Source organism: Alphaproteobacteria bacterium (genome assembly GCA_019635875.1).
GTDB lineage: Bacteria > Pseudomonadota > Alphaproteobacteria > Reyranellales > Reyranellaceae > JAFAZJ01.
In genome coordinates, this window is the sequence record JAHBYP010000007.1 from 171,640 (window position 1) to 198,307 (window position 26,668).

Sequence of the window (26,668 nt, forward strand, 5' to 3'; positions counted from 1 at the left end):
GATTGTGCCATGTCGGCGCGGCGGGACCACCTGTCAACCGCGTGCTAGGGTCGATCGCATGAGCGGGCCCATCGAGATCGTGCTCAATGGCGAACGACGGCGCCTCGATGGCGTGTCGCCGGCCATGACCCTGCTCGACTGGCTGCGCGGCCCGGCCCGGCTCACCGGCACCAAGGAAGGCTGTGCCGAGGGCGATTGCGGCGCCTGCACCGTGCTGCTGGAGACGGCCGAGGCGCGCCTGCCGGTCAACGCCTGCCTCGCCCTGGTCGGCCAGATGCATGGCCGCGCCATCCGCACCGTCGAGGGGCTGTGCGGCGCCGACGGCGCGCCGCATCCGGTGCAGCGCGCCCTGGCCGAAAGCGACGGCACGCAATGCGGCTTCTGCACGCCCGGCATCGTGATGAGCGCCGTGGCCTTCGCCTGCGGCGGCGAGGCGCCGACGCCCGAGCTGATTCACGACGCGCTGGCCGGCAATCTGTGCCGCTGCACCGGCTACCGGCCGATCGTCGAGGCGGTGGCACGCTGTGCGCATTCGGCGGACCCATGGCAAACCATGGAAATCGACCCGCCCGACACGGAGTCCCGCCAGTTCGACGGTGCCAGCATCCTGCATGCGCCGCGGACGCTCTCCGAGCTGCTGTGGCTGCGCGCCGAGCACCCCGATGCCTGGCTGCTGGCCGGCGGTACCGATCTCGGTGTGCGGATCAGCCATGACCGCGAGGTTCCAGCGCGGCTCATCCACATCTGCGGCGTGCCGGAACTCAACGGCCTGAAGGAGCACGCAGATCGCCTGGAGATCGGCGCGGCCGCGACCTATCGGCAGGTCCTGCCGACCATAGAAAGCCATAGCAGGCCGTTCGCCGGGATGATCCGCCGCCTGGGCTCGCGGCAGATCCGGTCGATGGGCACGATCGGCGGCAATCTCGGCACCGCCTCGCCGATCGGCGACACGCCACCGGTGCTGCTGGCGCTGGGCGCGACGGTGCACCTGGCGTCGGTGCGCGGCCGCCGCGCGGTCGGCATCGACGACTTCTTCCTCGGCTACCGCAGGACGGCGCTGGCGCCCGACGAGGTCATCGTCTCGATCGACATGAATCTGCCGGCCGCCGACGAGGTCTTCCACGTCGACAAGGTTTCCAAGCGCCGCGACCAGGACATTTCCGCCGTGCTCGGCGCCTACAGGCTGCGCGTGGCCGATGGCGTCGTCCGCAGCGCGCGCCTGGCCTATGGCGGCATGGCCGCGACGCCGGCACGCGCGCCGCATGCCGAGGCGGCGCTGACCGGCGCGCCGTGGAGCGAGGCGACGATCGAAAGCGCAGCCCGGGCGCTGGCCGACGATTTCAGGCCGCTGGACGACTGGCGCGCGACCGCTTCCTACCGGCTGGCGGTTGCCGGCAACCTGCTGCGCCGGCTGTACCTGCGCTCGGCCGGCGTCGCGGTGGAGCTCGACGCGCTATGAAGGGCGGCGTGCATAGCGCCGAGCGCCACGACAGTGCGCTGAAGCACACGACCGGCGAGGCGATCTACATCGACGACCAGCCGGAGCCCGTCGGCATGCTGCACGCCGCCCTGGTGCTGAGCCCGGTGGCGCATGGCCGGCTCGGGCGGGTGGATTTCGGCGTGGCCCGGGCCATGGACGGCGTTCTCGATATCGTCGTTGCCGCCGACGTGCCGGGCGCCAATGTCGCGAAGGGCGAGGCGATGCTGGCGGACGGGGTGGTCGAGCACGTCGGCCAGCCCATTGCCGCCGTGGTGGCGACCAGCCTCGATGTCGCCCGGTCGGCGGCGCGCAAGGTCGCCCTCGATATCGACAGCCTGCCGGCGATCCTCTCGATCGACGCGGCGCTGGAGAAGGGCTCGTTGCTTTATCCACCGTCGACGCTGTCACGCGGCGATGTGGAGCGCGCGATGGCCGCCGCGCCGCACCGGCTGAAGGGCGAGCTGCGCTGCGGCGGGCAGGAGCATTTCTACCTCGAGGGCCAGATCGCCATCGCCACGCCGAGCGAGGATGGCGACCTCGTGGTGCAGTCCTCGACCCAGCATCCCACGGAGGTGCAGCACGTCGTCAGCCGCGTGCTGGGCCTCGACTTCAACCAGGTCACGGTCGCGGTGCGTCGCATGGGCGGCGCCTTCGGCGGCAAGGAGAGCAATGCCTCCTGGGTTGCGGCGATCGCCGCCCTGCTGGCGCAGCGCACCAACCGGCCGGTGAAGTTACGCCTGCCGCGCGGCGACGATATGGTGGCGACGGGCAAGCGGCACGGCTTTCTCTTTCGCTACGAGGTCGGCTTTGACGACGAGGGCCGCGTGCTTGCGCTCGACGCACTGCTGGCGGCCAATGGTGGCCACTCGCTCGATATGACGCCGGGCGTGCTGGTGCGGGCGCTGACGCATATCGACAACGCCTATTGGATCCCGCATCTGCGCGCAGTCGGGCACCCGTGCAAGACCAACACCGTGTCGAACACCGCCTTTCGCGGCTTCGGCGGGCCGCAGGGCGTGCTGCCGATGGAAGACGCGATCCTGCGTATCGCGCGCGTGCTGGGTCGTACGCCCGAGCAGGTGCGCGCGGCGAACTTCTATGGCGAGGGCGGCAACGACGAGACGCCGTACGGCCAGAAGATCGAGGACAACCGCATCCGCGCCTGCATCGAGCAGGTCACGCGCGAGTCGGACTGGCAGGCACGGCGCGCCGAGATCGACGCCTTCAACCGGCAGGGCGGGCCGCTGCGCCGCGGGCTGGGCATGTTCCCGCTGAAGTTCGGCATTTCCTTCAACGTGCCGAGCATGAACCAGGCGGGCGCGCTGGTACACGTTTACAGCGACGGCTCGATCCGCCTGAACCATGGCGGCACCGAGATGGGGCAGGGCCTGTTCGTGAAGGTGGCACAGGTCGTGGCCGAGGTCTTCCAGGTCGATCTCGATCGCATCCGTGTCACCGCGACGTCGACCGGCGAGGTGCCCAACACGTCGCCGACAGCGGCCTCGACCGGCTCCGACCTCAACGGCTGGGCGGCCTTCGAGGCGGCGAGCACTATCAAGCAGCGCCTGAGCGCGTTCGCGGCCGCGCATTTCGACGTGCCGGCGGAGTTGGTGAGCTTCCGCGACAACCTCGTGCATCTCGGCCCGCCCGGCGCCAATCGCGTCGTCGAGTTCGGCGAGCTGGCGCGGCTGGCGCATCTTGGGCGCATCTCGCTGTCGTCGACCGGCTTCTATCGCACGCCGAAGATCCACTGGGATCCGGTGGCGCTGAAGGGCCGGCCGTTCTTCTATTTCTCCTTCGGCGCGGCGGTCGCCGAGGTGGCGATCGACACGCTGACCGGCGAGAGCCGCGTGCTGCGCGCCGACCTGGTGCAGGATTGCGGCCGCTCGCTCAATCCGGCGATCGATCTCGGCCAGATCGAGGGCGCCTTCGTGCAGGGCATGGGCTGGCTGACCTGCGAGGAACTGTGGTGGGACCAGGAGGGCCGGCTGCGCACCAGGGGACCGTCGACCTACAAGATCCCCGGCAGCCGCGATGTGCCGCCGATCTTCAACGCACGCATCCTCGAGAACGCGCCGTCGCGCGAGGACACCATCTTCCGGTCGAAGGCCGTGGGCGAGCCGCCCCTGATGCTGGCCACCGCGGTATGGACTGCGTTGAAGGATGCCATCGCCTCCGTCGCCTATCACACGGTCGACGTCGAGCTCGATGCGCCAGCGACGCCTGAGCGCATCCTGATGGCGGTGCAGCGCGTGCGGCGCGATCGCGCGGCTCTGGCTTGAAACTTGCTGCGGATCAGCGCGATGAAACCATCAGCCGGTGCGTTGGATCAGGGTTTCGAGCAGCCGCTTGAGCTCGCTCGTCGCCGCGTCGCCGTAGCTGCCGGCGATGTGCTCCTCCTGGCTTTGCACCAGCGGGTCGAGCCGGCGCGCCAGCGCCTTGCCGCGATCGGAGCTGAAGATCAGTACCTTGCGCCGGTCGTGCGGGTCGGAGATGCGATAGACCAGCGCGTCGGCCGCCATGCGGTCGATGATCTTGGTCAGGGTCGGATGATTGAGCAGCACGGCGTCGGCCAGCTCGCCCATCGACTTGCCGTTGCCGTTGGACAGCACCTTGAGGATGCGCCAGCGTTCGACCGGCACGCCCTCGACGCTCAATCGCGCCTCGAGCTGCCGGTTGATCTCGCGATTGGCTTGGGCAAGCAGGTAGGCCAGATGGCCGGAGATCGGAGGGTTGGCGGTAGAGTCGGACAAAAGACGGGCCCTGATTTCACCAATGGCCGCTTTATATGGCCGGCAAATATTGAAGTTTCAATGGTTAATCCGTGGAGTAAAACGCTAGCCGGAGGGTCATCGCCATGATGATGCGCCAGGATCCTTGCGGTGCTCTGCGCACCCGGCCACCCATGTCCATGCTCTTTCCCACAGACCCCGGCATCGGCGACGGCCTGCGCCGCCGGTCGCCGGCCAAGCTGCGGGTGGCGCATTTTCAGGCACTGTCCGGGCCGTCAGGAATCTGGGGCATCGCATCGGTCAATAGTGCGGCACTGGCGGCGTGCGAGATCAACCGGCGCGGCGGCATCCGCGGTCGCGAGATCGAGCTGTCCGTCCATGACGCCGGCGGTGCGCCCGAAGAGGTTGCACTCGAGGCGGCACGGCTGATCGACGACGACGATGCCGACGTCATCATGGGCTGCCACATCAGCGCCGTACGCCTGGCGGTGCGCCGCGCGGTGGCGGGGCGCATCCCCTATGTCTACACGCCGATCTACGAGGGCGGCGAGCGCATGCCCGGCGTGCTGGCCATCGGTGAGACGCCGGCGCGGCAGGCGCGGCCGGCGATCCACTGGCTGGCAGAGCGCAAGAACGCGCGGCGCTGGTACCTGATCGGCAGCGACTATGTGTGGCCCTGGCTGTCGCATCGCGCGGTGAAGCGTTATATCGCCGAGGCCGGCGGCGAGATCGTCGGCGAGGATTTCGTGGCGCTGGGCGAGCACGACCACACGCCGCATTTCGAGCGCATCCGCCGCGCCCGGCCGGATGTCGTGTTCATCTCGCTGATCGGCGTCGACGGCATCGTCTTCAACCGTGCCTTCGGCGAGCACCGCCTGTCGCGCCACATGCTGCGGCTGGCCAATTGCGTCGACGAGACCGTGCTGCTGGGCGTCGGCGCCGAGAACACCGAGAACCTGTTTGCCGCCTCGGGCTATTTCGAGCGCCACCGCAGCGCCGCCGGCGAGCATTTCCAGGGCCTCTATCACGACGCCTATGGCGCCACCGCGCCGATCCCCGGCGCCACGGCGCAATCCAACTACGAGGGCCTGCACTTCCTCGATGCCGTGATGCGGCGCGCCGCAGGCAGCGATGTGGTGGCACTGACGCGCGCGGCGGACGGACTCGTCTATCGCGGCGGGCGTGGCGAGGTCGGCATGCGGCGCGGCCGCATGGAGATGCCGATCTTCTTCGCCGAGGCCGACGGCTTCGACTTCCGGCTGCGCGAGCGCTTCTGATGGCTCGATCTGCTGCATCGCAAAATAATACTTGAAAGGGAAAAGATTTCCCGTTCAAGTACGTCGATGGATACCGGTATCAAGCTCGCGTTCGACCTGCTGGCGTTCACCTCGGTGATGGTGCTGATCGTGCTCGGGCTCGGCGTCATCGCCAGCATGATGGGCATCTTCAACTTCGCCCACGGCGAGTTCGTGATGCTCGGCGCCTACACTGTGTTCGTGTTCGAGAGCAACGGGCTGCCCGCTTGGGCCGGCATCCTCGCCGCGCCCATCGTGCTGGGGTTCATCGGGCTGGTGCTCGAACGCGGGGTGATCCGGCGATTCTATGCCGCGCCGATCATCGCCATGCTCGGCACCTACGCCATCGGCCTGGTCATCCGCGAGATCGTGCGCGGCCTGCTGGGCGGTCACTACAAGTCGGTGACCGAGCCGTTGCCCGGCGCCTTCACCATGTTCGGTCTCGACTTTTCGATCTGGCGCACCGTGATCGTCGTCGTCACGCTGCTGGTGATCGCCGGTACCTGGCTGTTCCTCGCCCGCACCTCGATCGGCCTGCAGGTCCGCGGCTCGCTCGAGAACCCGATGCTGGCGCGTGCCAGCGGCATCTCGACCACGAAGCTCTACGCCGCGACCTTCGCCTTCGGCGCGGCGCTGGCGGGGTTGGCCGGCGCGTTGATCGTGCCGCTCTACCAGCTCTCTGCCGACATCGGCACACGCTTCCTGGTGCAGGCCTTCCTGTCAGTGATGCTGGGCGGCGTCGGCACCTTCGAAGGACCCGTGCTGGGCGCGGCCGTCATCGGCACCACCGCAGCAGGCTTGCCGTGGATTGTTATCCCCGTGCTCGCCGATCCGCTCGTCTTCGTGCTTGCGCTGGCGTTCGTGAAGTTTCGCCCGCAGGGCTTCATCACGCAGGGGAGACTCTAGTCATGTCGGAAGATCGCAACACGCCAAGGCTCATCGGCCGACGCCGCCTGTTGAGCGGCGCCTCCGCGCTCAGTGCCGCCGGCTGGGTGGCCGGCAGCGCGGGCGGCTGGATGCTCTCGCCCAAGGGCGCGCTCGCGGCCGATCCGATCAAGATGGGTATCGCCACCGATATCACCGGCGCGATCGCGCCGTCGGGCAACGCCAACTGGCAGGTAGCGCAGTTCGCCGTTGAGCAGATCAACAAGGCGGGCGGCGTCGCCGGACGGCAGATCACGCTCTTTCTCGAGGACACCGCGTCGGATCCCAAGATTGCCGTCGGCAACGTCCGCAAGCTGATTCAGGAGCGCAAGGTCGACGTCGTGCTGGGCGGCATCACCTCGGCGATGCGCCAGGCGATCAAGGATCCGATCGTCAATCGCGGCCGCACGCTGTACATCTATCCGCAGCTTTACGAAGGCCAGGAGTGCACGAAGAACCTGTTCTGCACCGGTCCGACACCGGCGCAGCAGTGCGACGAGCTGATCCCCTACATCATCAAGACGCTCGGCAAGAAGCGTTTCGCCATGCCCAGCGCCAACTATGTCTGGCCGCAGCTCCTGAACAAGTACGCGCGCAAGGTGATCGAGGCCAATGGTGGCGAGGTCGTGTTCGAGGAATACTACCCGCTCGACCAGCCCGAGTACTCCGCCACCATCGGCAAGATCCGCGATGGCAAGGTCGAGGTGGTCTTCAACACCGTGATTCCGCCCGGCCTGCAGCCTTTCGTGAAGCAGCTCTACGAGTCTGGCTTCCAGCGCAACGGCGGCATACTCTCCTGCGTCTACTACGACGAGAACCTGCTGAACTACCATCCCGTGCAGGAGATGGAAGGGCTCTACAGCTGCCTCGACTATTTCCAGGCGATCGACGATCCGTTCAGCAAGCAGCTCCAGGTCGAGTACGCCAAGAAGTTCCCGGACACCAAGTATCTGTTCACCGCCGGCTCGGCGGCGACGGGCATGTATCGCGGCGTCAAGTTCTACGAAGCGGCGGTCAAGGCGACCGGCGGCAAGCTCGATCGCGACTCCGTCGCCGCGGCGATGGACAAGGCCAAGATCGAGCAGGGCCCCGGCGGCGGCGCCGAGATGGTGCCGGGCAAGATGCACTGCAAGATGAACATGTACGTCGCGCAGTGCAAAGTCGACGCCGGCAAGACCCGCTACGATGTCATCAGCAGCTACAAGATGGTCGACCCCAAGGAATGCTGAACGAGGCGGGTGTCGGCGCTGAGGCGGCGCCCATGGATGAAAAAGGTACGGCGTCGGCGAGCGGCAAGCCCGCTTTCCGGCACCGCTTTCCGGCTGGCGTTTTGCCGCTGGTCGAGGTCGCGACCCTGGCGGTGGCGATTGTCGTGCCGTTCGCCTTCGCCGAGCGCACCGATCTGGTGACGCTGGCCACCAACGTGCTGATCCTCTCGCTGCTGGCCATCAGCTTCGACCTGTGCTGGGGCCTGTCCGGCATCATGAGCTTCGGCCAGGCGCTGTTCTTCGGCGTCGCGGGCTACGCCATCGCGCTGGTCGGCCGCGACCTTGAGTTCAGCGATTTGTGGGGAACCTTGCCGCTGGCCGCACTGGTGGGGCTGATCCTCTCGGCACTGTTCGCGGCGTTCCTCCTGCTGGGCCGCAAACCGCCCACCGTGATCTTCGTCGCCCTGGGCACGCTTACCGGCTCGTATGCCGCCGAGCGCCTGGTCTCCGGCTGGCAGTATGTCGGCGCCGGCAATGGCCTGTCGTCGGTCAAGTTGCTGAAGATCGGCGATTACGAGTTCGTCGAGGGCACAGCCTTCTACTGCCTGGCGCTGGGCATCCTGCTGCTGGTCTATGGCGGCGCGCGCTTTCTGAAGCGATCGCAACTGGGTCTCGTGCTGGCTGGCATGCGCCAGAACGAGGAGCGCCTCGCCTTCTTCGGCTATCGCGTGCAGCTCTTCAAGGCATTGGTCTTCTCGCTCGCCGGTGCGGTCGCCGGTCTGGGTGGCGCGCTCTACAGCTACCATCAGGGCTTCATCGGCCCCGGCAACATGGGCCCCGGCCTGTCCACCGCGGCGGTGATCTACTGCCTGTTCGGCGGCTCGGGCACGATCATCGGCCCGATCATTGGCACCGCCGCAGTCGAGGTACTGTCCTACGTGCTGGCCGACATCGATGCGATCAAGCGCTTCTGGCCGGTGATCCTGGGCGCAGTGCTGCTGATCGTCGTGATGTTCCAGCCCAAGGGCATCCTCGGCCTGTTCGTGTCCGAGCGCGAACGCATCGGCAGCTACGGCGTGCGCCGCAAGGACAGGAACTGAGTCATGGCGCTGCTGGAGATCCGTGGCGTTGGCAAGTCGTTCCGAGGGCTGCGCGCGCTCGACGGGGTCGATGTCGACGTGCAGAACGGCTCCTTCCATGGCCTGATCGGACCCAACGGCTCGGGCAAGAGCACCTTGCTCAAGGCGATCGCCGGCGCTCACTTCGCTGACAGTGGCAGCATCACCTTCGCCGGCCGCGACATCACCCGCGCGACGCCCTACGAACGCGCCCGCGCAGGGCTCAGCCTGAAGTTCCAGATCACCGCGGTGCTGCCGGAGATCACGACCTACGACAACATCCTGCTGGCGGCGCAATCCGGCGAGACGCTGACCAGCCTGCTGCTCTCACGCCGTCGCCGCGCGCTCGACGACGATGTGTGGTCGCTGCTGGAGCGCTTCCGGCTGGCCGACCGCGCGCACGACCCCGCTGCAGAGCTCAGCCATGGCCAGCAGCAATGGCTGGAGATCGCGATGGCGCTGGCGTTGAAGCCGAAACTGCTGCTGCTCGACGAACCGACCGGCGGCATGAGCCCGCAGGAGCGCCGAGTCACCGGCGAACTGCTCGAGCCGATCAAGCCCGATTGCGCGCTGGTGATCGTCGAGCACGACCTGCACTTCATCCGCGACATCTGCGACCGGTTGACGGTGCTCGACCAAGGCAAGGTGCTCGACCAGGGCGACGTCGAATCGATCCAGCGCTCCGCCAAGGTTCAGCAGGTGTACACGACCCGTGTCTGACGCAGCGATCCTCACCGTGCAGAACCTCAATGCCGGCTACGGTCGCAGCCAGGTGCTGTTCGACGTCTCGCTGTCGGCGCCGGCACGCGGCGGCATTGCCGTGCTGGGCCGCAACGGCGCGGGCAAGTCGACCCTGCTACGCACGCTGTTCGGCGAACTGCCGCCGTCGTCGGGCATGATCATTTTCTCGGATGCGCCGGTCAACGCGCTGCCGGCCGAGGAGCGTGTCCGTCGCGGCCTGGGCTACGTGCCGCAGGAATACGCGATCTTTTCCAAGCTCTCGGTGCGCGAGAATCTGCTGCTCGGCGCTGTCCGGCAGGCCAAGCGCGTCGTGATCGACGACGCGCTCGACTTCTTTCCCAAGCTGGGGCAGCGCCTCGACCAGACGGCGGGCACGCTCTCGGGCGGCGAGCGCAAGATGCTGGCCATCGGCCGCGCCATCCTCGGGCGGCCGCGCCTGCTCATGCTCGACGAGCCGACCGAAGGCGTCTGGGTCGGCGTGATCGAGGAGATCGCCGATCGCCTGCGCCTGCTGTCGCGCGAGATGACGGTGATCCTCGTCGAGCAGCACATCGAGCTCGCGCTCGAGGTCGCGGGCTACGCCTACGTCATGGATCGCGGCCGTATCGCGCTGGAAGGTACCGCAACGGCGGTCAAGTCCGACCCCGCTCTCATCACGCATCTCGCGCCCTGAGGAGGAAACCATGGCAGTGCAAGTCCCGACGCCGTCACAGTTGCGCGCGGCCGCCGACGAAATCGGCCTGTCGCTGACCGATGCCGACGTCACGTCGTTCATCGAACTGATCCGCCCCAGCGTCGGCGCATATAACGTCGTCGACGCGATGCCCGACAACCTGCCGGAAGTAAGGTATCCGCGCACGCCCGGCAAACGGCCCTCGCCGGAGGAGAACAAGCACAACGCTTGGTACGTGAAGACCACGGTGCAGGGGGCCGCCGATGGCAAGCTCAAAGGAAAGACCGTGGCGCTGAAGGACAACATCATGCTGGCCGGCGTGCCGATGATGAACGGTGCCTCGACGCTCGAAGGCTATGTCCCGGACATCGACGCCACTGTCGTGCAGCGCGTGCTGGATGCCGGCGCGACCATCATCGGCAAGACGCACTGCGAGTACTACTGCATGTCCGGTGGCAGCCACACCAACGCCACCGGCGCCGTGCACAACCCGTTCAGGATGGGCTACTCGGCTGGCGGCTCGTCCTCGGGCAGCGCGGTGGTGGTGGCGTTGGGCGAGGCCGACATGGCGCTGGGCGGCGACCAGGGCGGCTCGATCCGCATGCCCGCCTCGTTCAGCGGCATCTACGGCATGAAGCCGACTCATGGGCTGGTTCCCTATACCGGCATCATGCCGATCGAGATCTATGTCGATCACACCGGCCCGATGACCAGGACCGTCTCCGACAATGCGCTGCTGCTGGAGGTGCTGGCCGGACCGGATGGCTACGATCCGCGCCAGTACGACGTGAAGATCCACGCCTACACCAAGGCGCTCGGGGGCGGCGCGAAGGGCATGAGGATCGGCGTGGTGGCGGAGGGTTTCCAGCAGCCCAACGCCGAGGACGCGGTGAACGCCAAGGTGCGCAAGGCGGCGAAGCATTTCGAATCGCTGGGTGCGGCCGTCGAGGAGGTGTCGATCCCCATGCACATGCTGGCGCCGGCGCTGTGGACGCCGATCGGCACCGAGGGCATGACGCAGACGATGATGTACGGCGACGGCTATGGCGTGAGCCGGCCGGATCTCTACGTGACCAGCCTGATGGACTTCCATCGCCATTGGCGCACCCGCGCCGACGAGCTGTCGGAGACCACCAAGATCTTCCTGATCCTGGGCACCTATATCCGCAAGCACTACGGCAGCCGCTACTACGGCAAGGCGATGAACCTCACACGTCTGCTCACTGCGGCCTACGACGCGGCGCTGGCCAGGTACGACTTGCTGCTGATGCCGACGACGCCGATCAAGGCGACGCCGCTGCCGCCGCCTGATGCGCCGCGCGAGCTCTATGTCGAGCGGGCGCTGAACATGATAGCCAACACCGCACCCTTCGACATCACGCATCATCCCGCGATGGCGCTGCCCTGCGGTTTAGTCGACGGGTTGCCGGCTTCGGTGATGCTGATCGGCAAGCATTTCGACGAGCCCACGATCTATCGCGCCGCCTTCGCCTTCGAGCAGTCCGGCGACTGGAAGTCGATGTAGCGGGCTTCAGCCCGCACATATCCACGCCTTGATGCGACGCTGGCGCGGGCAGGTGAGCGTTCCGTTCGAGCCGTGTCCGTCGGCCAGGTCGCTAACCAGCCGCAGGCGGCACGCGTCGGGGGGTACGTTCGTGCTTGCGTGCCAGCCGCTCGATCGGCTTGCGGCCCCTGCAGCCCAGTTACGCCTCGATAGAACAAGGAGGCAAGCTGAGATCGGGCGCGTCAGCTGCCATCCGGAGTGGCGTGCCGTACATCGAACGCACCCGTCATCCCGAGCGAAGCGAGGGTCTATGGCTAGGCCTGAATCCCTCGCTTCGCTCGGGATGACAGGCGCCTCGAGTTTGCCGCGCGATGCGTTAGTGACTCTCGCGCCGGTCGGTCAGCCAGCGGCCGCAGGAGACGAGGTCGGGCTCGACGCCGATGCCCGGCGCCAGCGGGATCGACAGCGCGCCATCGCGGATCGGCGGCACGGCGATGAGCGCCGTGCGCAACGGGTTGTCGTTGGCGTCGATCTCCAGCCGCCCTGCGCCGCCGACGGCCGCCAGCACCTGGGCCGATTGCATCAGTCCCACGCCGCCGCTCAGCCAGTGCGGGCAGTAGCGCTTGCCGGCGTCGACCGCGGCGCGACCGACCGCGAGGCAGCCGCTGACGCCGCCCCACTTGCCGATGTCGGGCTGGATCACCTGCAGCACGCCGCCGCGCGCCGCCGCTGCCAGATCGCCGCCGCGCAGATTCTCGCCGCCGGCCAGCGGCACGTCGTAGGCCGCGGCGCAGGTGCGCCACTCGATCTCGGGCCGGTCGGCGACGATCGGCTCTTCGACCCAGTCGAGCGCGAACTCGGCCATGGCGGGCGCCAGTCGCACCGCTTCCTCGACAGCCCAGCCCTGGTTGACGTCGACCATCAGCCGCTCGCGCTCGTCGAGCATGCGGCGCAGCGCCTTGAGGTTGCCGAGGTCGGTATCCTCGCCGAAGCCGATCTTCTGCTTGAAGGCGCGGTAGCCCTCGGCGCGCTTGCGCTCGACGATCGCCGGGCCGTCGCCGGGGTTGAGGCCGCTGGCATAGACCGGCACCGCGCCCGGCGCGCCGCCGAGCAGGGCGCAGAGCGGCTTGCCGGCGCGTCGTGCGGCCAGGTCCCATACCGCCTGGTCGAGCCCGGCCAGCGCGGCGGCCAGCGGGCCGGGCTCGCCGCTCTGCACCGCCCAGACATGGGTGGCGGCGCTGAGCGCGCGCCACAGCGCGGCGGGATCGCCGACCGTCTGGCGCAGCGCGCGCGGTGCCACGGCGGCATGCAGCACGCGCGCGCGATGCTCGGCGCCGTAGGACGGGAAGTTGCTCCAGATCTCGCCCCAGCCATGCGCGCCGTCATGATCCTCGACGCGCACCAGCGCCGACACGCGATCGGTGAAGGTGCCGAAGGCGGCGACCACGGGCTTCTCGATGGGCACGCGGAAGACGAAGGTCTCGATGCGCGCGATGGTGAAGGGCGAGGGCAGAGACATGACGAACGCGATCTAGCCGCGTCCTCGCGCCGCGCACAAGGTTCAGGATCGCGTCGCCCTTGTGACCCTCCCGTCGACCGCAAGATGTATCTCGACGCACGTGGCGCAACCCTTGGCCGCATTTGGCGATAGCATGAAATGGAGGGTCATGAGCCGCCGTTCTGTCTCCTGGCGTTCTTCGATTCCCCGCAGAACCTTGCGGTAGGCGCAGCTCCTTTCGTTCATCGGTTCGCAGCCTTCGGCGAGTCGGCGATTGGCCTGTTCTGCGATCCGCCAAACCGGAACGCGTTCGCCGAAGTCCGGCGTGTTCGAACCAATCGAGTACCAGTCCGAGTAGCGATGAGCCAATGCCCTGTCGATGAAGTTTGAGCTGGGTTCGACGACCTGCATTGCGATCTGAATGCAATTCCCGATCAGGCTCGCGCACCCTGTTGTCGAGGCCGTTGCCGCAATCGCGATCGAGCCCAGGGCAGCCCGCCAGCCACGCATTACGCGCGATCAGGCGCGCTCGGCGATCAGGTCGACCAGGGCGCCGAAGGTCGGTACGTGCGAAAGGTCGTCGTCGCTCAGCGCCACGCCGATGCGCCGCTCGACGCCCAGCGCCACCTCGATGGCGTCGAGTGAATCGCCCAGGGCCTCGGGCATCGGCGTGTCGTCGCCGACATCCGCCGGCGAGCGCCCCAGCGCCACGACGATCTCGGCGATCGCCTCGCGCGTCCAGCACGCTTCATGCCGCACCGTGATCATCGTTTCCCTCCTCCGAGATGATGATATTGAACATTGTTCAATATTGAGGCTTGCGCCCATCGATGTCAACGGAAATATTGAACGTCGTTCATTCCAGCTGGACACGATGGCCCGCCGCTCCGACCACAGCCCGCAGGAACTGCGCGCGATGATCCTCGACGCCGCCGAGCGACTGGTGGCGCAGGGCGGCACGGCGGCGGCCAACGCGCGCGAGATCGCTGCGGCGATCGGCTATACGCCGGGCACGATCTACAACCACTTCGCCAATCTTGACGACCTGATCCGCCACGTCACCGCGCGCACAGTCGACGGGCTGACGGCGGCGCTGTCGGCAGTGCACGAGGGCGATCCGGTGCGCCAGCTGCACGCCATGGCCGATGCCTATATCGCCTTCACAACGAAGAATCGCCGGCTCTGGGCCGCAGTGTTCGAGCCGCTGCCCAAGGCGTCGGCGACGCGCGAGGCGTGGTACCGCACGACCCTGGAGCGGCCGCTGGCGCTGGTGCAGGACGCGCTGAGGCCGCTCGATCCGGGCGCGAACGACGAGGAGCGGCGGATCGCGGCGCTGTCGACCTGGGGCGCGCTGCACGGCGTCGTGACCCTGGTCGAGGGCGACGGCCGCATCGGACGGCTCGATGCGGCGCCGGCGGCCGAAATGGTGCACTTCCTGATCGACTGCGTGATCGCCGGCCTGGCCGCGCGGCGCAAGGCGGCGCGTCGCAACGGTCGCTCATGAGCCTGGACGACGCCGATCGCGCGCATGAAGCGGGCCGGCTGGAGGAAGCCGTCGCGCTCTATCGCGAAGCGTTGAAGCGCCAGCCCGATTCCGCCGAGGGCTGGTACGGGCTGGGATCGGCGGCGCAGGCGCTGGGCGCGCAGGGTGAAGCGGCCGAAGCGCTGGCGCGATCGATCGCCTGCGGTGCCAGCGCGGCACCGGTCCGTCTCGCGCTGGGCCGCGCGCAGTTCGCGCTGGGCGAGGTCGAGGCGGCGATCGATCAGTACGCGCGGGTCGAGGGCGCGCACCGCGCCATGGCGCTGATGAACAAGGCGGTGGCGATTCCGGGCGATCCGCGGGCCGACAATGCCGCCGTGTTGCGCGCGCGCCGCGACTGGACGCGCGTCGAAGCGGCGAGGATCAAGGCGGCGCCACAGGCGGAACGGCGCCAGCGCACCCCAGGCGACAAGCTGCGGGTGGGCTATGTCTCCTCGTTCTTCGGCGCGGCCAACTGGATGAAGCCGGTTTATGGCGTGATCAACCGGCACGACCGCGCGGCCCTCGAGGTGCACATGTTCGCCGATGGCGGCGTGCCGTCGGCCGAGGTCGGCTATCGCGACCACGACGCCGACATCGTGCACCGCATCCGCAATGCGGGCACCGCCGAGCTGGCCGACTATATCCGCCGCGTCGGCGTCGACGTGCTGGTCGACCTCAACGGCTTCAGCGTGCCGGGCCGCCTGGGGCTCTACCTGCGACGGCCGGCGCCGGCGGTCATCGGCTGGTTCAACATGTTCGCCACGTCGGGGATGCCGGGCTACGGCCACATCGTCGGCGACGAGCAGGTGATCCCCAGGCGCGAGGAGCGCCACTACGGCGAGCGTGTCTGGCGCGTGCCCGGCAGCTACCTTGCCTTCGAGGTGGCCTACCCGGTGCCCGACGTCGCGCCGCCCCCTTGCCTGGCCAATGGTCACCTCACCTTCGGCTGCCTGGGCTCGCAGTACAAGATCACCGACGGCGTGATCGCCGCCTGGGCGGCGATCCTCCAACGCGTGCCGACGGCGCGACTCCACCTGCGCAACGGCGAGTTGTCCGACGAGTCCAATCGCCGTGCCCTGCTGGGCCGTTTCGCCAGGGCCGGGATCGAAGGCGCGCGCATCGACATGGAGGGACGCGCCGCGCATTTCGACTTCCTCGCTTCGTATGCGTGCGTCGACATCGCGCTCGACACATTTCCCTACAACGGCGGCACGACCACGACGGAGGCGCTGTGGCAGGGCGTGCCGGTGCTTTCCTTCGACGGCGACCGCTGGGCTTCGCGCACCAGCAAGTCGCTGCTGGCGGCCGCCGGGCTGGGCGACTGGTGCCTGGACGACCAAGCGGCCTACGTCGAGCGCGCGATCGCGCTGGCGCTGGATCCGGCGATGCCGGCGACGCTTGCGGAGATGCGCGCGGGCATGCGCGCGCATCTTCTGGCCTCGCCGGTCTGCGACTGCGGACGGCTCTGTCGCGCGCTCGAGGACATCTATCGGCAGGTCGCCGGCTGAACCTATTTCACGCGCTCGAGGATGCTGACGTAGTTCGCCACCGCGGCGCCGCCCATGTTGAACACGGCGCCGAGCGTCGGCGCGGCCAACTGCATCGGCCCGGCGGCCTCGGCAAGCTGCATCGAGCTCATCACGTGCATCGACACGCCGGTGGCGCCGACCGGATGGCCCTTGGCCTTCAGCCCGCCCGAGACGTTGACCGGCAGCTTGCCGTCGCGCTCGGTCCAGCCCTCGAGGATGGCGCGCTCGCCCTGGCCACGCGGTGTCAGCCCCATCGCCTCGTACTCGATCAGCTCGGCCGAGGTGAAGCAGTCATGAGTTTCGACGAAGCTGAGATCCAGCAGGTCGAGCCGCGCCGACTGAAGCGCGCGCTGCCAGGCGAGCGTCGGGCCGTCGAACTGGATGATGTCGCGCCTGCTCATCGGCAGGAAGTCGTTGACGTGCTCGGCGGCGCGAAACGCGATCGCCTGCTTCATGCCCAGCGCCGTGTCGCTGTCGGCGAGGATCACCGCGGCGGCGCCATCGGTCACCGGCGAGCAGTCGGTGCGCTTGAGCGGGCCGGCGACAAAGGGGTTCTTGTCGGAGGGATTGCGGCAGAAGGCGTAGTCGAACTCGCGCTGGAAATGGGCGTAGGGGTTCTTCACCCCGTTGCGGTGCGCCTTGACAGCGATGCGCGCGAGCGCGTCGGACTTGTCGCCGTAGCGCTGGAAATAGGTCGAGGTGATCTTGCCGAAGATGCCGGCGAAGCCGGCCTCGATCTCGGCCTCTTCGGCGACGTAGGACGCCTTGATCAGCACGTCGCCGGCCTGCGCGCTGTTGAGCTCGGTCATCTTCTCGACGCCGACCACCAGCACGAAGCGCGCCTTCCTCGCCGCGAGCGAGTTGATGCCCATGTGGATCGCCGCGGAGCCGGTGGCGCAGGCGTTCTCGACCCGGGTCGAGGGCTTGAAGCGCAGGTCGGGATGGGCCTGCAGCGGCAGCGAGGAGTGGAACTCCTGCTTCACGAAGCCGCCGTTCATGTTGCCGACGTAGATGACGTCGACGTCTTTCGGCTCGATGCCGGCATGGGCGATCGCCTCGCTGGCGACCTTCACCACCAGCGATTCGCTGGTCTCGCCGTCGAGCTTGCCGAACTTGGAATGGGCCCAGCCCACGATGCAGGCGGTCATGGCGGTCTCCTTGCGCGATGCTGATCCGACCCTAGTGATCCGGATCGACGCGGTCAATTATGTGTATATGCACTCGTTCGCCAGCGCCGCAAGAGGGCGCCGAGGCGAAACCTTGGCGGGGAGGCGGCGAAAGCGCGTCGCCGGCTCACGCCATCGTGTGGCCGGGCGGGACGCTCCAGCCGCAAACGGTGCCTACCTCGAAGCGGTGACGGACGTTGTTGTCCTGATCCCTTCACGAGGAGGCAGTCATGCTGAAACCCGTCCTGATCGCGACCACGGCCCTGGCGGTGATCGCGGCTCCGGCGCTGGCGCAGGCCCAGTACTACAGCTCGCCGCCGGTGCGCGTCGAGGTGGTGCCGCAGCGGCCGGCCGGCGAGGACGTGAAGCCTCTGGGTTACTGGCAGCCGGGCTACTGGAGCTACCAGAACGGCCAGCGCGTCTGGGTGTCGGGTCACTGGGTTGACACGTCACCGCGCAACCGGGTCATCGAGTACCGTGAGGTGCCGGCCTATCGTGAGGTGCCGGCCTATCGCGAGCCGCCGGCCGCCTGGCGATACGTCCCGGGCCACTGGACCTACGACTGAGGCTTCTGCGAAACGAACGCCGCCGGCGGAATTCCCGCCGGCGGCGTTCGCGCGTCTGCGTCAGCCCATCACGAAGGCGTTGAGCTTATTGCCGTCGGGGTCGCGGAAATAGCCGGCATAAAACGTATCGCCGCGTGGCCCGGGCTTGCCCTCGTCGGTCGCGCCCATCGACATCGCCAGATTGTAGATGCGGTCGACCTGGGCCTTGTCCTTGGCCGCCAGCGCCACCATCACGCCGTTTCCAACGCTGGCCGGCTTGCCGTCGAACGGCCTGGTGAGCGCGATGCCGGCGCCGCCGCCGGACCATGCGATGAAGCTCTCGAACTCCATGATGCGGCGCGCACCCAACTCGGCGGCGATCGCGTCGTAGAACTTCGCCCCGCGGGCGAGATCGCTGGTTCCCAAGGTCACATAGCCGATCATCGGCGTTCCTCCTGTCGTCGATGCGACCAGCCTAGGCGACCTCCGCCGATTCCTCCAGACCGGCTCGCCGCGAAAGGCGTTTCGGTCTAGGCTGCGGCGCCAATCGGAGGAACCCATGGCCGCGCCCCTTGCCATCCGCCTGCATGAAGCTGACAACGTCGTCGTTGCGCGCATGGATATCCTGCCCGGCACCGAGGTCGAGTCCGGCGCCAAGGCGGCGCAGACCATCCCCGCCGGGCACAAGATGCTGACGCGCGCCGTGAAGCGGGGCGAGCCGATCCGCAAGTACAACCAGATCATCGGCTTCGCCACCGATGATCTCGCGGCCGGCACGCATGTGCACACCCAGAACTGCGCCATGGGCGATTTCGAGCGCGACTACGCCTTCTGTGCCGATGCGCGGCCCACCGACTACGTCGCCGATCCCGCGACCTTCCAGGGCTATCGCCGCGCCGACGGCCGCGCCGCGACGCGCAACTACATCGGCATCGTCACCACGGTGAACTGCTCGGCCGCGACCAGCCGCATGATCGCCGCCAGGCTGGCGCCGGTGCTCGCGGACTATCCCAACATCGACGGCGTCGTGCCGCTGACCCATGGCGGCGGCTGCGGCATGGCGGCGTCGGGCCTCGAGATGGACGTGCTGCGCCGCACCCTGGCGGGCTACACGCGCCATCCCAACATGGCGGCGGTTGTCGTGCTCGGCCTGGGCTGCGAGGCCAACCAGATCTCCGGCCTGATGCATGCCGAGGGCCTGAAGGAGGGCCCCAAGCTGATCCCGATGGCGATCCAGGAGGAGGGCGGCGTGGCCAGAACCGTCGGTCGCGCCGTGTCGTTCCTGCAGGAGCTGCTGCCCGAGGCCAACAATGTCAGGCGCGAGCCGATCCCGGCCAGCGAGCTCATCCTCGCGCTGCAATGCGGCGGCTCCGACGGCTATTCCGGCATCTCCGCCAATCCGGCGCTGGGCGCGGCGGTCGACCTTCTGGTGCGCCACGGCGGCTCGGCGGTGCTGAGCGAGACGCCCGAGATCTACGGCGCGGAGCACCTGCTGACGCGCCGCGCCGTGAGCCGCGCGGTCGGCGAGAAGATCGTCGAGCGCATCCGGTGGTGGGAGGACCACTGCGCGCGCACCGGCGGCGAGATGAACAACAACCCGTCGCCCGGCAACAAGGCGGGCGGCCTTACGACCATTCTGGAGAAGTCGCTGGGCGCCGTGGCCAAGGGCGGCACGACCAATCTGGTCGATGTCTACAAGTACGCCGAGCCGATCACCGCCAAGGGCTTCGTTTACATGGATACGCCCGGCTACGATCCGGTCGCGGCCACCGGCCAGGTGGCGGGCGGCGCCAACGTGCTGTGCTTCACCACCGGCCGCGGCAGTGTCTTCGGCTGCAAGCCGACTCCGTCGATCAAGCTCGCCACCAACTCCGCGCTGTACCGCCGCATGACCGACGACATGGACATCAACTGCGGCACCGTGGTCGACGGCGAGGAGAGCATCCAGCAGGCCGGCCGGCGCATCTTCGAGCTGATCCTGCGGGTGGCCTCGGGCGAGAAGACCAGGAGCGAGGCGATGGGCATCGGCGACGACGAGTTCGAGCCGTGGAAGATCGGCGCCACGATGTGAGGTTCGCGGTGCTGGGCAGTCCGGCCGCATCGCCGCCATGAAACGTCGCCTCAGCGCCATCGTCAGCGCCGACGTCGTGGGCTTCAGCCGTCTGGTCGAGGCCGACGAGCCGCGCGCGCTGACCGCCGTCGCCGGCGTCTTCCGCAACGTCGTCGAGCCGGCGGTGAAGCGTCACGGCGGTCGGGTGGTGAAGACAACGGGCGACGCCGCCCTGATGGAGTTCGAATCGGCGGTCGAAGCGGTGCGCTGCTCCGTCGAGATCCAGGCCGGCGTGCAGCGCAGCGGCGCGTCGGTCCCGGCGGAGCGGCGGGTGCAGGTCCGCATCGGCATCAACGTCGCCGACGTGGTGGTCGAAGGCGACGACATCTTCGGCGACGGCGTCAACATCGCCGCCCGGCTGCAATCGCTGGCCGAGGCCGGCGGCATCCTGCTGTCGGATCGCGTGCGCGAGGACATCGAGGGCAAGATCGAGCTGCCGCTGATCGACCTCGGCGAACGGCGCCTGCACAACATCATGCGCCCGCTGCGCGCCTGGGCGGTGGTCGACGACGTGCCGGCGCCGCCGGTGCAGCCGCAGCTGACCCTGCCGGCGCGGCCCTCGATCGTCGTGCTGCCCTTCGACAGCATGGGCAACACGCCATCCGACGAGGCCTTCGTCGACGGCATCTGCGAGGATGTGACGACGGAGCTGTCGCGTTTCTCCTCGCTGTTCGTGATCGCGCGCAACAGCGCCTATACCTACAAGGGTCGCGCCGTCGACGTGCGCCAGGTCGCCCGCGAGCTGGGCGTGCGCTACGTGCTGGAAGGCAGCGTCCGTATGTCGGGCAAGCGTGCGCGCATCAACGCCCAGCTGATCGACGCGCTCTCCGGCGGCCATCTGTGGGCCGAGCGCTACGACAGCGTGGTCGAGGACGTCTTTGACGTGCAGGAGGACATCACGCGCCGCATCGTCGCCGCCGTCGCGCCCGAGGTCGAAGCGGCCGAGGTGGCGATCCTGCGTCGGGCGAGGCCGGCCAATTTCGGCGCCCATGAGCGCGCCCTGCGCGCCTGGGCGGATGCCAACCAGGCCTATGTGCGCGGCGACGCGCGACTGCGCGACCACGCCATCGCCCAGGCCGAGGAGGCGCTGGGACTCGACGCCGGCTGCGGGCGCGCGCTGTCGACGCTGGCCTTCGCCTATTGGCAGCACGCCAATTTCCGCACCGGCCTGCCGCCGGAGGAGGCGGTCGCGCGGGCCATCGAGGCGGGCAGCCGCGCGCTTGAGCTCGATCGCGGCAACTACATGGCGCGCGTCTATCGCGGCGCCGCGCTGTGGATCGGGCAGAGATTCGACGAGGCGCTCGACGACATGCGCGACGCCTGGCAGCAGAACCCCAACGACGTCGGCACGCTGATCGCGCTGGGCTGGGCCGAGGTCGCGTCCGGCGACACCGCCAGCGGCACGCGCCGCCTGCGCGAGGCGTTGCGCATCAGCCCGCGCGATCCGCAGCAGTACAATGCCTATACCTGCCTTTGCGCCGGCAGCTTCGTCGACGCCGACTACGCGCGCGGCGTCGAGTGGGGCAATCTCGGCAAGCGGCAGCAGCCGGGCTACGCGCCGAACATCCATTATCTGGCGCTGAACTATGCCGGGCTGGGCGACATGGCACGTGCGGCGGCCGAGATCGCGCAGCTGCGCAAGATCGCGCCGGAATGGCTGGAGCAGCGCCTGGCGGGGTTCTCGGCGCTGGTCCGGCCGGAAGATCGCGCGCGGTCGCTGGAGCTGTTGCGCCAGGCCGCCGGCCACGCAGGATGAGGAGAGAACAGAGGTGAGTGGTCCCTGGTACATGGGCCTCGTCGAGGCCGGCCGCGCGATCGCCGCGCGCAAGCTCTCGTCGGTCGAGCTGACCACGGCGATGCTCGATCGCATCGCCGCGCTCGATCCCAAGCTGCATGCCTACGCCACCGTCACCGCCGATCTTGCGCTCGCGCGCGCCCGGGCCGCCGACGGCGAGATCGCAGCCGGCCGCTCGCGCGGCCCGCTGCACGGCGTGCCGATCGCGGTGAAAGACCTCTGCTACACCAGGGGCATCCCGACCGGCGCCGGCATGGCGATCCATCGCGACTTCCGGCCCGACCACGACGCCACCGTGGTGGTGAAGCTGACCGACGCGGGTGCGGTGTCCCTGGGCAAGCTGCAGCTCACCGAGGGTGCGTTCGGCGCGCATCACCCCGAGATCACGCGGCCAGTGAATCCCTGGCAGGCCGAGGCCTGGACCGGCGTGTCGTCGAGCGGCTCGGGTGTGGCGACGGCGGCCGGGCTTTGCTTCGGCTCGCTGGGCAGCGACACCGGCGGCTCGATCCGCTTTCCCTCGACCGCCAATGGCATCACCGGGCTGAAGCCGACCTGGGGCCGCGTCAGCCGCTATGCCGTGTTCGAGCTCGCGGGCTCGATGGACCATATCGGCCCGATGACGCGCAGCGCCATCGACGCGGCGGCGATGCTGGGCGCGATCGCCGGCGCCGACGCCAACGATCCGACGGCGTCGGCCGAGCCGGTGCCGGACTATCTCGCCGGCATCGATGGCGGCATCAGGGGCGTGCGGATCGGGCTGGACCGCGCGCTGATCGCCAGCGCCGATTCCGACGTGCTGCGCGTGATCGACGAGGCCGAGCGCGTGTTGCGCGGCCTGGGCGCGAGCATCGTGCCGGTGACGGTGCCGGCACCCGATCGCGTGGTGGCCGAATGGGTCACGCTCTGCGCCGTCGAGGCCGCGGTGGCGCACGAGGCCACCTTTCCATCGCGCGCCGACCGCTACGGCCCGGTGCTGCGCATGCTGCTCGAGCGTGGCCGCTCGGTCGACGGGCTGACCATCTCAAGGATCTGGACAGAGCGGCAGAACTTCTCCGGCGCGCTCGCCACGCTGATGCGCGAGGTCGACCTCTTGCTCGTGCCGGCGATGAGCCGCGCCGCGCTGAGCTGGGCGACGATCGAGGCGGCGGGCCGCGAGCCGGCAGAGATCGCCGGCCGCCTGCGCTATACCGCGCCCTTCGACATGAGCGGTAGTCCGACGATCACCCTGCCGGGCGGATTCACCGCCGCCGGCCTGCCGATCGGCTTCCAGCTCGTCGGCCGGCATTTCGACGAGGCGATGGTGCTGCGCGCCGGCCACGCCTTCCAGGGTGCCACCGACTGGCACGGCAAACGCCCGCCGCTGTGATCAGAGCAAGGCGCGCGCCGCGGCTGCCGGATTCGTCGCGCCGAGGATCGCCGACACGACGCAGATGCCGTTGACGCCTGTCGCCCTCACGGCGGCGGCGTCGGCTGGGCCGATGCCGCCGATGCCGACCATCGGCAACCGGGTTGCGGCGCGGATCGCGGCGAGACCATCGAGGCCAATTGGCGCTGAGGCATCGGATTTGGTGCCGGTGGCGAACACCGGGCCGACACCGAGATAGTCGACGCCGTCGAACTTGCCGTCACCGAGCTGTCCGCGGTTCTCGATCGACAGCCCGATGATCGCGTCCGGTCCCAGCTGCTCGCGCGCGATGCGTGGCGGCAGGTCGCGCTGCCCGAGATGCACGCCCTCGGCGCCGATGGCGCGGGCGATGTCGATGCGATCGTTGACCAGCAGCGGCACACCGCTGCCGGCGAGCGCCGCGCGCAGCTCCAATGCCTCGGCAAGAAAGGCGCGGGCGTCGTTGCCCTTGTCGCGGATCTGCACCAGCGTCACGCCGGCGCGCACGGCGGCCTCGACGATTGGCCGGAGCCGGCGGCCGGCGGCGTAGCCGCGATCGGCGACGAGATAGAGCCTTAGGGCCTCGCGCCTCACGACAGATCAAGGCCGGTGCGAATCGCGGTCGAGTCGAGGTTGTGCAGCGCGTCCATCAGGCCGACGCGCAGCGAGCCGGGCCCGAGCGCCTCCTGCCCGGCGATCTCGCCGGCCAGGCCGAACAACGCGGTGGCGACGGCGGCGCTGTGCAACGGATCGTCGCCGACGGCGAGGAAGGCGCCGATGATCGCCGTCAGCGCGCAGCCCAGCGCCGTGACCCGCGGCATCAGGGGATGGCCGTTGGTCGTGCGCAGGACGCGCTCGCCGTCGGTGGCGATGTCGACCACGCCGGTGACCACGACCACGCAACCCGCGGCCTTGGCGAGCTGGCGCGCCGGCGCCTCGGCCTCGGCGACATCGCGCGTGCTGTCGACGCCCTTCTGGCCGGTGCCGGCGAGGCCGGCGAGCACCATGATCTCCGAGGCGTTGCCGCGAACGACCGTAGGCTTCAGCCTTAGCAATGTGGCGGCTGCCCTGCGGCGCAACGTCGTGGCGCCGACGCCAACGGGATCGAACACCCAGGGCTTGCCGGCGCGGCTCGCCGCGTCGATGGCGACCTCCATGCTGCGGACCCAGTCGGGGCTCAGCGTGCCGATGTTGACAGTCAGTGCGTCGGCGATGGCGGCGAACTCGGCGACCTCCTCGCGCGCATGCATCATCGCCGGCGAAGCGCCGATGGCGAGCACGGCATTGGCCGCCGTGTCCATGGCGACGAAGTTGGTCATGCAATGCACCAGCGGCGAACGCCCGCGCACACGTTGGCGAAGCAGGCAGGCGTGGTCGATCAGATTCATGGCTCCGTCTCCCTTCGCTGGCATGATCCAGATCAGGTTCGATGGGTGTTTTCTCAGCCCCGCGACGCGGCGCACCCCAGCGGTGAGAGAACGATAATGGGCCGCGACCGTGGTTTCAACAGCGGGGAGGTGACGCGGCGATCCGCGGCCGGCGGACCGATGATCGTCCTAGTCGGAGTCCTTCACGGCGGCGGACAAAGTCGCCTGCGTCGCCGGCCGGCGAAGCCAGAGCTGCGAGACGACGACAATGACGGTGAGGCCACCGCCGATCAGGTCCGTGACCAGCCCCGGCTTGATCAGCACGAGCGACGCCGCGAAGAGCAGAATCCGCTCCCAGAAGAAGGATTCGCGCAGCAGATAGCCGTGCAGCGACGAAGCCAGCAGCGTCACGCCGATTGTCGAGGTGATGACGGTCAGCAGGATGTCGTGCCAGGCGCCGATCAGCATCAGCGTCGGCGCGAAGACGAACATGAACGGCACGATGTAGCCGGTCGCGCCGAGCTTCACGGCGTCGAGGCCCGTGCGCCACATGCCGCCGCCCGACAGCCCGCAGGCGGCGAAGACCGCGATTGCCACAGGCGGCGTGATCGCCGACAGGATGGCGAAATAGAAGACGAACAGATGCGCGCTCTCGACCGCGACGCCGAGCTTGACCAGCGCCGGCACGAGCAGCGCGACCTGGATGATGTAGGCCGGGGTGGTCGGCAGGCCCATGCCGAGCACGATGCCGGCCAGCGCCGTCAGGACCAGCGCCGGAATCAGCGAATCCTGCGACAGCCTCACGACGAGGCCGGTGAAATCGATGCCGACGCCGGTCAGCGAGATGATGCCGATGACGATGCCGGCGGTGGCGCAGGCGGCGGCGACGGCCAGCGTGCCGCGCGCGCCGTCGTTGAGCGCGCCGACGATGTTGCCCAGCGTCACGACGTGCCGCGTCGTCCTGCGCAGCGCCGCGACGGGGAACACCGACGCGATGCCGCACAGCGCGGCATACGGTGCGCTGTATCCCGCCATCAGCACGCCGACGATGACGATCAGCGGCAGGAACTGGTGCCCGCGGTCGCGCAGCACGGCACCGGCGCGCGGCAGATCTGCGCGCGGCAGGCCGCGCATGCCGGTGCGCTTGGCCTCGAAATGCACCGCGAAGAATACCGCGAGGTAGTAGAGCAGCGCCGGCAGGAACGCCCAGATGGCGACCTGCAGGTAGCCGACGTTGAGGAACTCGGCCATGACGAAGGCGGCCGCGCCCATGATCGGCGGCATGATCTGGCCGCCGGTCGACGCCACCGCCTCGACGGCGCCGGAGAAGGATGGCCGGTAGCCGATGCGCTTCATCAGCGGGATGGTGAAGACGCCCGTGGTCATCACGTTCGACACGGCGCTGCCCGAGATCGTTCCGAACATGCCGCTGGTGACAATCGCGACCTTGGCCGGCCCGCCCGGCGCCCAGCCGGTCAGCGCCATGGAGATGTCCATGAACAGCTTGCCGGTCTCCGTACGCTCGACGAAGGCGCCGAAAAGAACGAACAGGATGATGTAGCTGGCGCAGACCGCGAGCGGGATGCCGAAGATGCCCTCGGTCGTCATGTAGGTCTGGTCGAGCATCATCTGCGCATCGGTGCGCGTGAAGATGAAGGCGTAGGCGACGAAGGCCAGGGCGGTGAGCGGCAGCGCGCCGCCCAGGATGCGGCGCGTGCCCTCGAAGATCAGGCCCACCAGGGTCAGCCCCATCACCCAGTCGAGCGGACGCAGGTCGTCGACCGTCGCGAAGCGGGTGATGAAGTACTCGTACTCGACGAAGATGTAGCCGATCGATATCACGCTGCCGGCGATGAACAGCCAGTCGAGAAGGCCGGGAGGGCTGCCCGAGCTGCCCTTCAGTCCGGTGTGAATGAGGAAGATCAGCACCATCGCGAAGATCAGGTGGATGGCGCGGAAGGTCAGCGGTTCGGGCACGCCGACCACCGCCACCCACAAGTGATAGACCGAAAACGCGACCGCGATGCCCGAAGTCAGCAACGCGGTCGCCCGCCCGTAGGTCATGGCCGGCTCTCCA

General features: G+C 68.6%; 24 protein-coding genes and 1 riboswitch. Of the genes, 15 read left to right on the forward strand and 9 right to left on the reverse strand.

What is annotated here, in order from left to right; translation table 11 throughout:
* Positions 1-58: 58 nt before the first annotated feature.
* Complete coding sequence (gene xdhA / locus KF889_23360; GenBank protein MBX3502392.1) at positions 59-1,459, forward strand: xanthine dehydrogenase small subunit; 1,401 nt, start codon at positions 59-61, stop codon at positions 1,457-1,459.
* Complete coding sequence (xdhB, locus tag KF889_23365) at positions 1,456-3,762, forward strand: xanthine dehydrogenase molybdopterin binding subunit (GenBank protein MBX3502393.1); 2,307 nt, start codon at positions 1,456-1,458, stop codon at positions 3,760-3,762. The genes xdhA and xdhB overlap by 4 nt, the downstream gene beginning before the upstream one ends.
* Before the next feature lie 30 nt (positions 3,763-3,792).
* Here the strand turns inward: xdhB and KF889_23370 are convergent, their stop codons facing one another.
* Entirely contained in the window at positions 3,793-4,233 is a 441-nt protein-coding gene (locus KF889_23370; GenBank protein ID MBX3502394.1) for a MarR family transcriptional regulator, read from the reverse strand.
* Between the two features lie 107 nt (positions 4,234-4,340).
* Here KF889_23370 and KF889_23375 point away from each other — a divergent pair, with 107 nt between their 5' ends.
* The 7 genes from KF889_23375 (at position 4,341) to KF889_23405 (ending at position 11,696) form a co-directional block, all read left to right on the forward strand.
* Positions 4,341-5,489 (forward strand): substrate-binding domain-containing protein, encoded by a 1,149-nt coding sequence (locus KF889_23375; protein ID MBX3502395.1) that lies wholly within the window; start codon positions 4,341-4,343, stop codon positions 5,487-5,489.
* Positions 5,490-5,555: 66 nt separating this feature from the next.
* Positions 5,556-6,413: a branched-chain amino acid ABC transporter permease gene (locus KF889_23380; protein ID MBX3502396.1), complete on the forward strand. Its 858-nt coding sequence runs from the start codon at positions 5,556-5,558 to the stop codon at positions 6,411-6,413.
* A 2-nt stretch (positions 6,414-6,415) separates the two neighbouring features.
* On the forward strand, positions 6,416-7,660 hold the full coding sequence (locus KF889_23385) for a substrate-binding protein (protein MBX3502397.1): 1,245 nt from the start codon (positions 6,416-6,418) through the stop codon (positions 7,658-7,660).
* Positions 7,654-8,739, forward strand: a complete 1,086-nt coding sequence (locus tag KF889_23390) for a branched-chain amino acid ABC transporter permease (protein MBX3502398.1) — start codon at positions 7,654-7,656, stop codon at positions 8,737-8,739. The genes KF889_23385 and KF889_23390 overlap by 7 nt, the downstream gene beginning before the upstream one ends.
* A 3-nt stretch (positions 8,740-8,742) precedes the next feature.
* Positions 8,743-9,477: an ABC transporter ATP-binding protein gene (locus KF889_23395; protein MBX3502399.1), complete on the forward strand. Its 735-nt coding sequence runs from the start codon at positions 8,743-8,745 to the stop codon at positions 9,475-9,477.
* A 7-nt stretch (positions 9,478-9,484) separates the two neighbouring features.
* A complete protein-coding gene (locus KF889_23400) occupies positions 9,485-10,171 on the forward strand; it encodes an ABC transporter ATP-binding protein (protein MBX3502400.1) in 687 nt (228 codons plus the stop codon).
* 10 nt (positions 10,172-10,181) lie between these two features.
* Positions 10,182-11,696: an amidase gene (locus KF889_23405; protein MBX3502401.1), complete on the forward strand. Its 1,515-nt coding sequence runs from the start codon at positions 10,182-10,184 to the stop codon at positions 11,694-11,696.
* A 355-nt stretch (positions 11,697-12,051) separates the two neighbouring features.
* Here the strand turns inward: KF889_23405 and KF889_23410 are convergent, their stop codons facing one another.
* The 3 genes from KF889_23410 to KF889_23420 are packed head-to-tail and all read right to left on the reverse strand — an operon-like array spanning position 12,052 to position 13,941.
* Positions 12,052-13,194 carry a mandelate racemase/muconate lactonizing enzyme family protein gene (locus KF889_23410; GenBank protein MBX3502402.1) on the reverse strand — a complete coding sequence of 381 codons (1,143 nt, stop codon included), beginning with the start codon at positions 13,192-13,194 and terminating at the stop codon, positions 12,052-12,054.
* A gap of 42 nt (positions 13,195-13,236) precedes the next feature.
* Complete coding sequence (locus KF889_23415) at positions 13,237-13,683, reverse strand: hypothetical protein (protein MBX3502403.1); 447 nt, start codon at positions 13,681-13,683, stop codon at positions 13,237-13,239.
* 9 nt (positions 13,684-13,692) lie between these two features.
* Entirely contained in the window at positions 13,693-13,941 is a 249-nt protein-coding gene (locus KF889_23420; GenBank protein MBX3502404.1) for an acyl carrier protein, read from the reverse strand.
* A 106-nt stretch (positions 13,942-14,047) separates the two neighbouring features.
* On the opposite strand from KF889_23420, the gene KF889_23425 reads away from it, so the two are divergent.
* Positions 14,048-14,677, forward strand: a complete 630-nt coding sequence (locus KF889_23425; protein MBX3502405.1) for a TetR/AcrR family transcriptional regulator — start codon at positions 14,048-14,050, stop codon at positions 14,675-14,677.
* The gene (locus KF889_23430; protein MBX3502406.1) at positions 14,674-16,203 is read left to right on the forward strand and encodes a tetratricopeptide repeat protein; all 1,530 of its coding nucleotides are present in this window, start codon (positions 14,674-14,676) and stop codon (positions 16,201-16,203) included. The genes KF889_23425 and KF889_23430 overlap by 4 nt, the downstream gene beginning before the upstream one ends.
* A 2-nt stretch (positions 16,204-16,205) precedes the next feature.
* Here the strand turns inward: KF889_23430 and KF889_23435 are convergent, their stop codons facing one another.
* Positions 16,206-17,372, reverse strand: a complete 1,167-nt coding sequence (locus KF889_23435; GenBank protein ID MBX3502407.1) for an acetyl-CoA acetyltransferase — start codon at positions 17,370-17,372, stop codon at positions 16,206-16,208.
* Between the two features lie 248 nt (positions 17,373-17,620).
* Here KF889_23435 and KF889_23440 point away from each other — a divergent pair, with 248 nt between their 5' ends.
* Positions 17,621-17,956, forward strand: a complete 336-nt coding sequence (locus KF889_23440) for a YXWGXW repeat-containing protein (protein MBX3502408.1) — start codon at positions 17,621-17,623, stop codon at positions 17,954-17,956.
* Positions 17,957-18,016: 60 nt separating this feature from the next.
* Here the strand turns inward: KF889_23440 and KF889_23445 are convergent, their stop codons facing one another.
* On the reverse strand, positions 18,017-18,379 hold the full coding sequence (locus KF889_23445) for a VOC family protein (GenBank protein ID MBX3502409.1): 363 nt from the start codon (positions 18,377-18,379) through the stop codon (positions 18,017-18,019).
* A gap of 115 nt (positions 18,380-18,494) precedes the next feature.
* On the opposite strand from KF889_23445, the gene KF889_23450 reads away from it, so the two are divergent.
* Genes KF889_23450 through KF889_23460 form a run of 3 tightly spaced genes read left to right on the forward strand, consistent with a single transcriptional unit; the run spans position 18,495 to position 23,206 of the window.
* On the forward strand, positions 18,495-20,006 hold the full coding sequence (locus KF889_23450) for an altronate dehydratase (GenBank protein ID MBX3502410.1): 1,512 nt from the start codon (positions 18,495-18,497) through the stop codon (positions 20,004-20,006).
* Positions 20,007-20,043: 37 nt separating this feature from the next.
* Complete coding sequence (locus tag KF889_23455; GenBank protein ID MBX3502411.1) at positions 20,044-21,801, forward strand: adenylate/guanylate cyclase domain-containing protein; 1,758 nt, start codon at positions 20,044-20,046, stop codon at positions 21,799-21,801.
* Positions 21,802-21,832: 31 nt separating this feature from the next.
* On the forward strand, positions 21,833-23,206 hold the full coding sequence (locus tag KF889_23460; GenBank protein ID MBX3502412.1) for an amidase: 1,374 nt from the start codon (positions 21,833-21,835) through the stop codon (positions 23,204-23,206).
* Here the strand turns inward: KF889_23460 and thiE are convergent, their stop codons facing one another.
* From thiE to KF889_23475, 3 genes are all read right to left on the reverse strand, one after another.
* On the reverse strand, positions 23,207-23,818 hold the full coding sequence (thiE, locus tag KF889_23465) for a thiamine phosphate synthase (protein MBX3502413.1): 612 nt from the start codon (positions 23,816-23,818) through the stop codon (positions 23,207-23,209).
* Entirely contained in the window at positions 23,815-24,612 is a 798-nt protein-coding gene (gene thiM / locus KF889_23470) for a hydroxyethylthiazole kinase (protein ID MBX3502414.1), read from the reverse strand. Before thiM ends, thiE begins: the two co-directional genes overlap by 4 nt.
* Positions 24,604-24,701, reverse strand: a riboswitch (TPP riboswitch). (Overlaps the previous gene by 9 nt.)
* A gap of 79 nt (positions 24,702-24,780) precedes the next feature.
* On the reverse strand, positions 24,781-26,655 hold the full coding sequence (locus KF889_23475) for a TRAP transporter permease (protein ID MBX3502415.1): 1,875 nt from the start codon (positions 26,653-26,655) through the stop codon (positions 24,781-24,783).
* Positions 26,656-26,668: the final 13 nt, after the last annotated feature.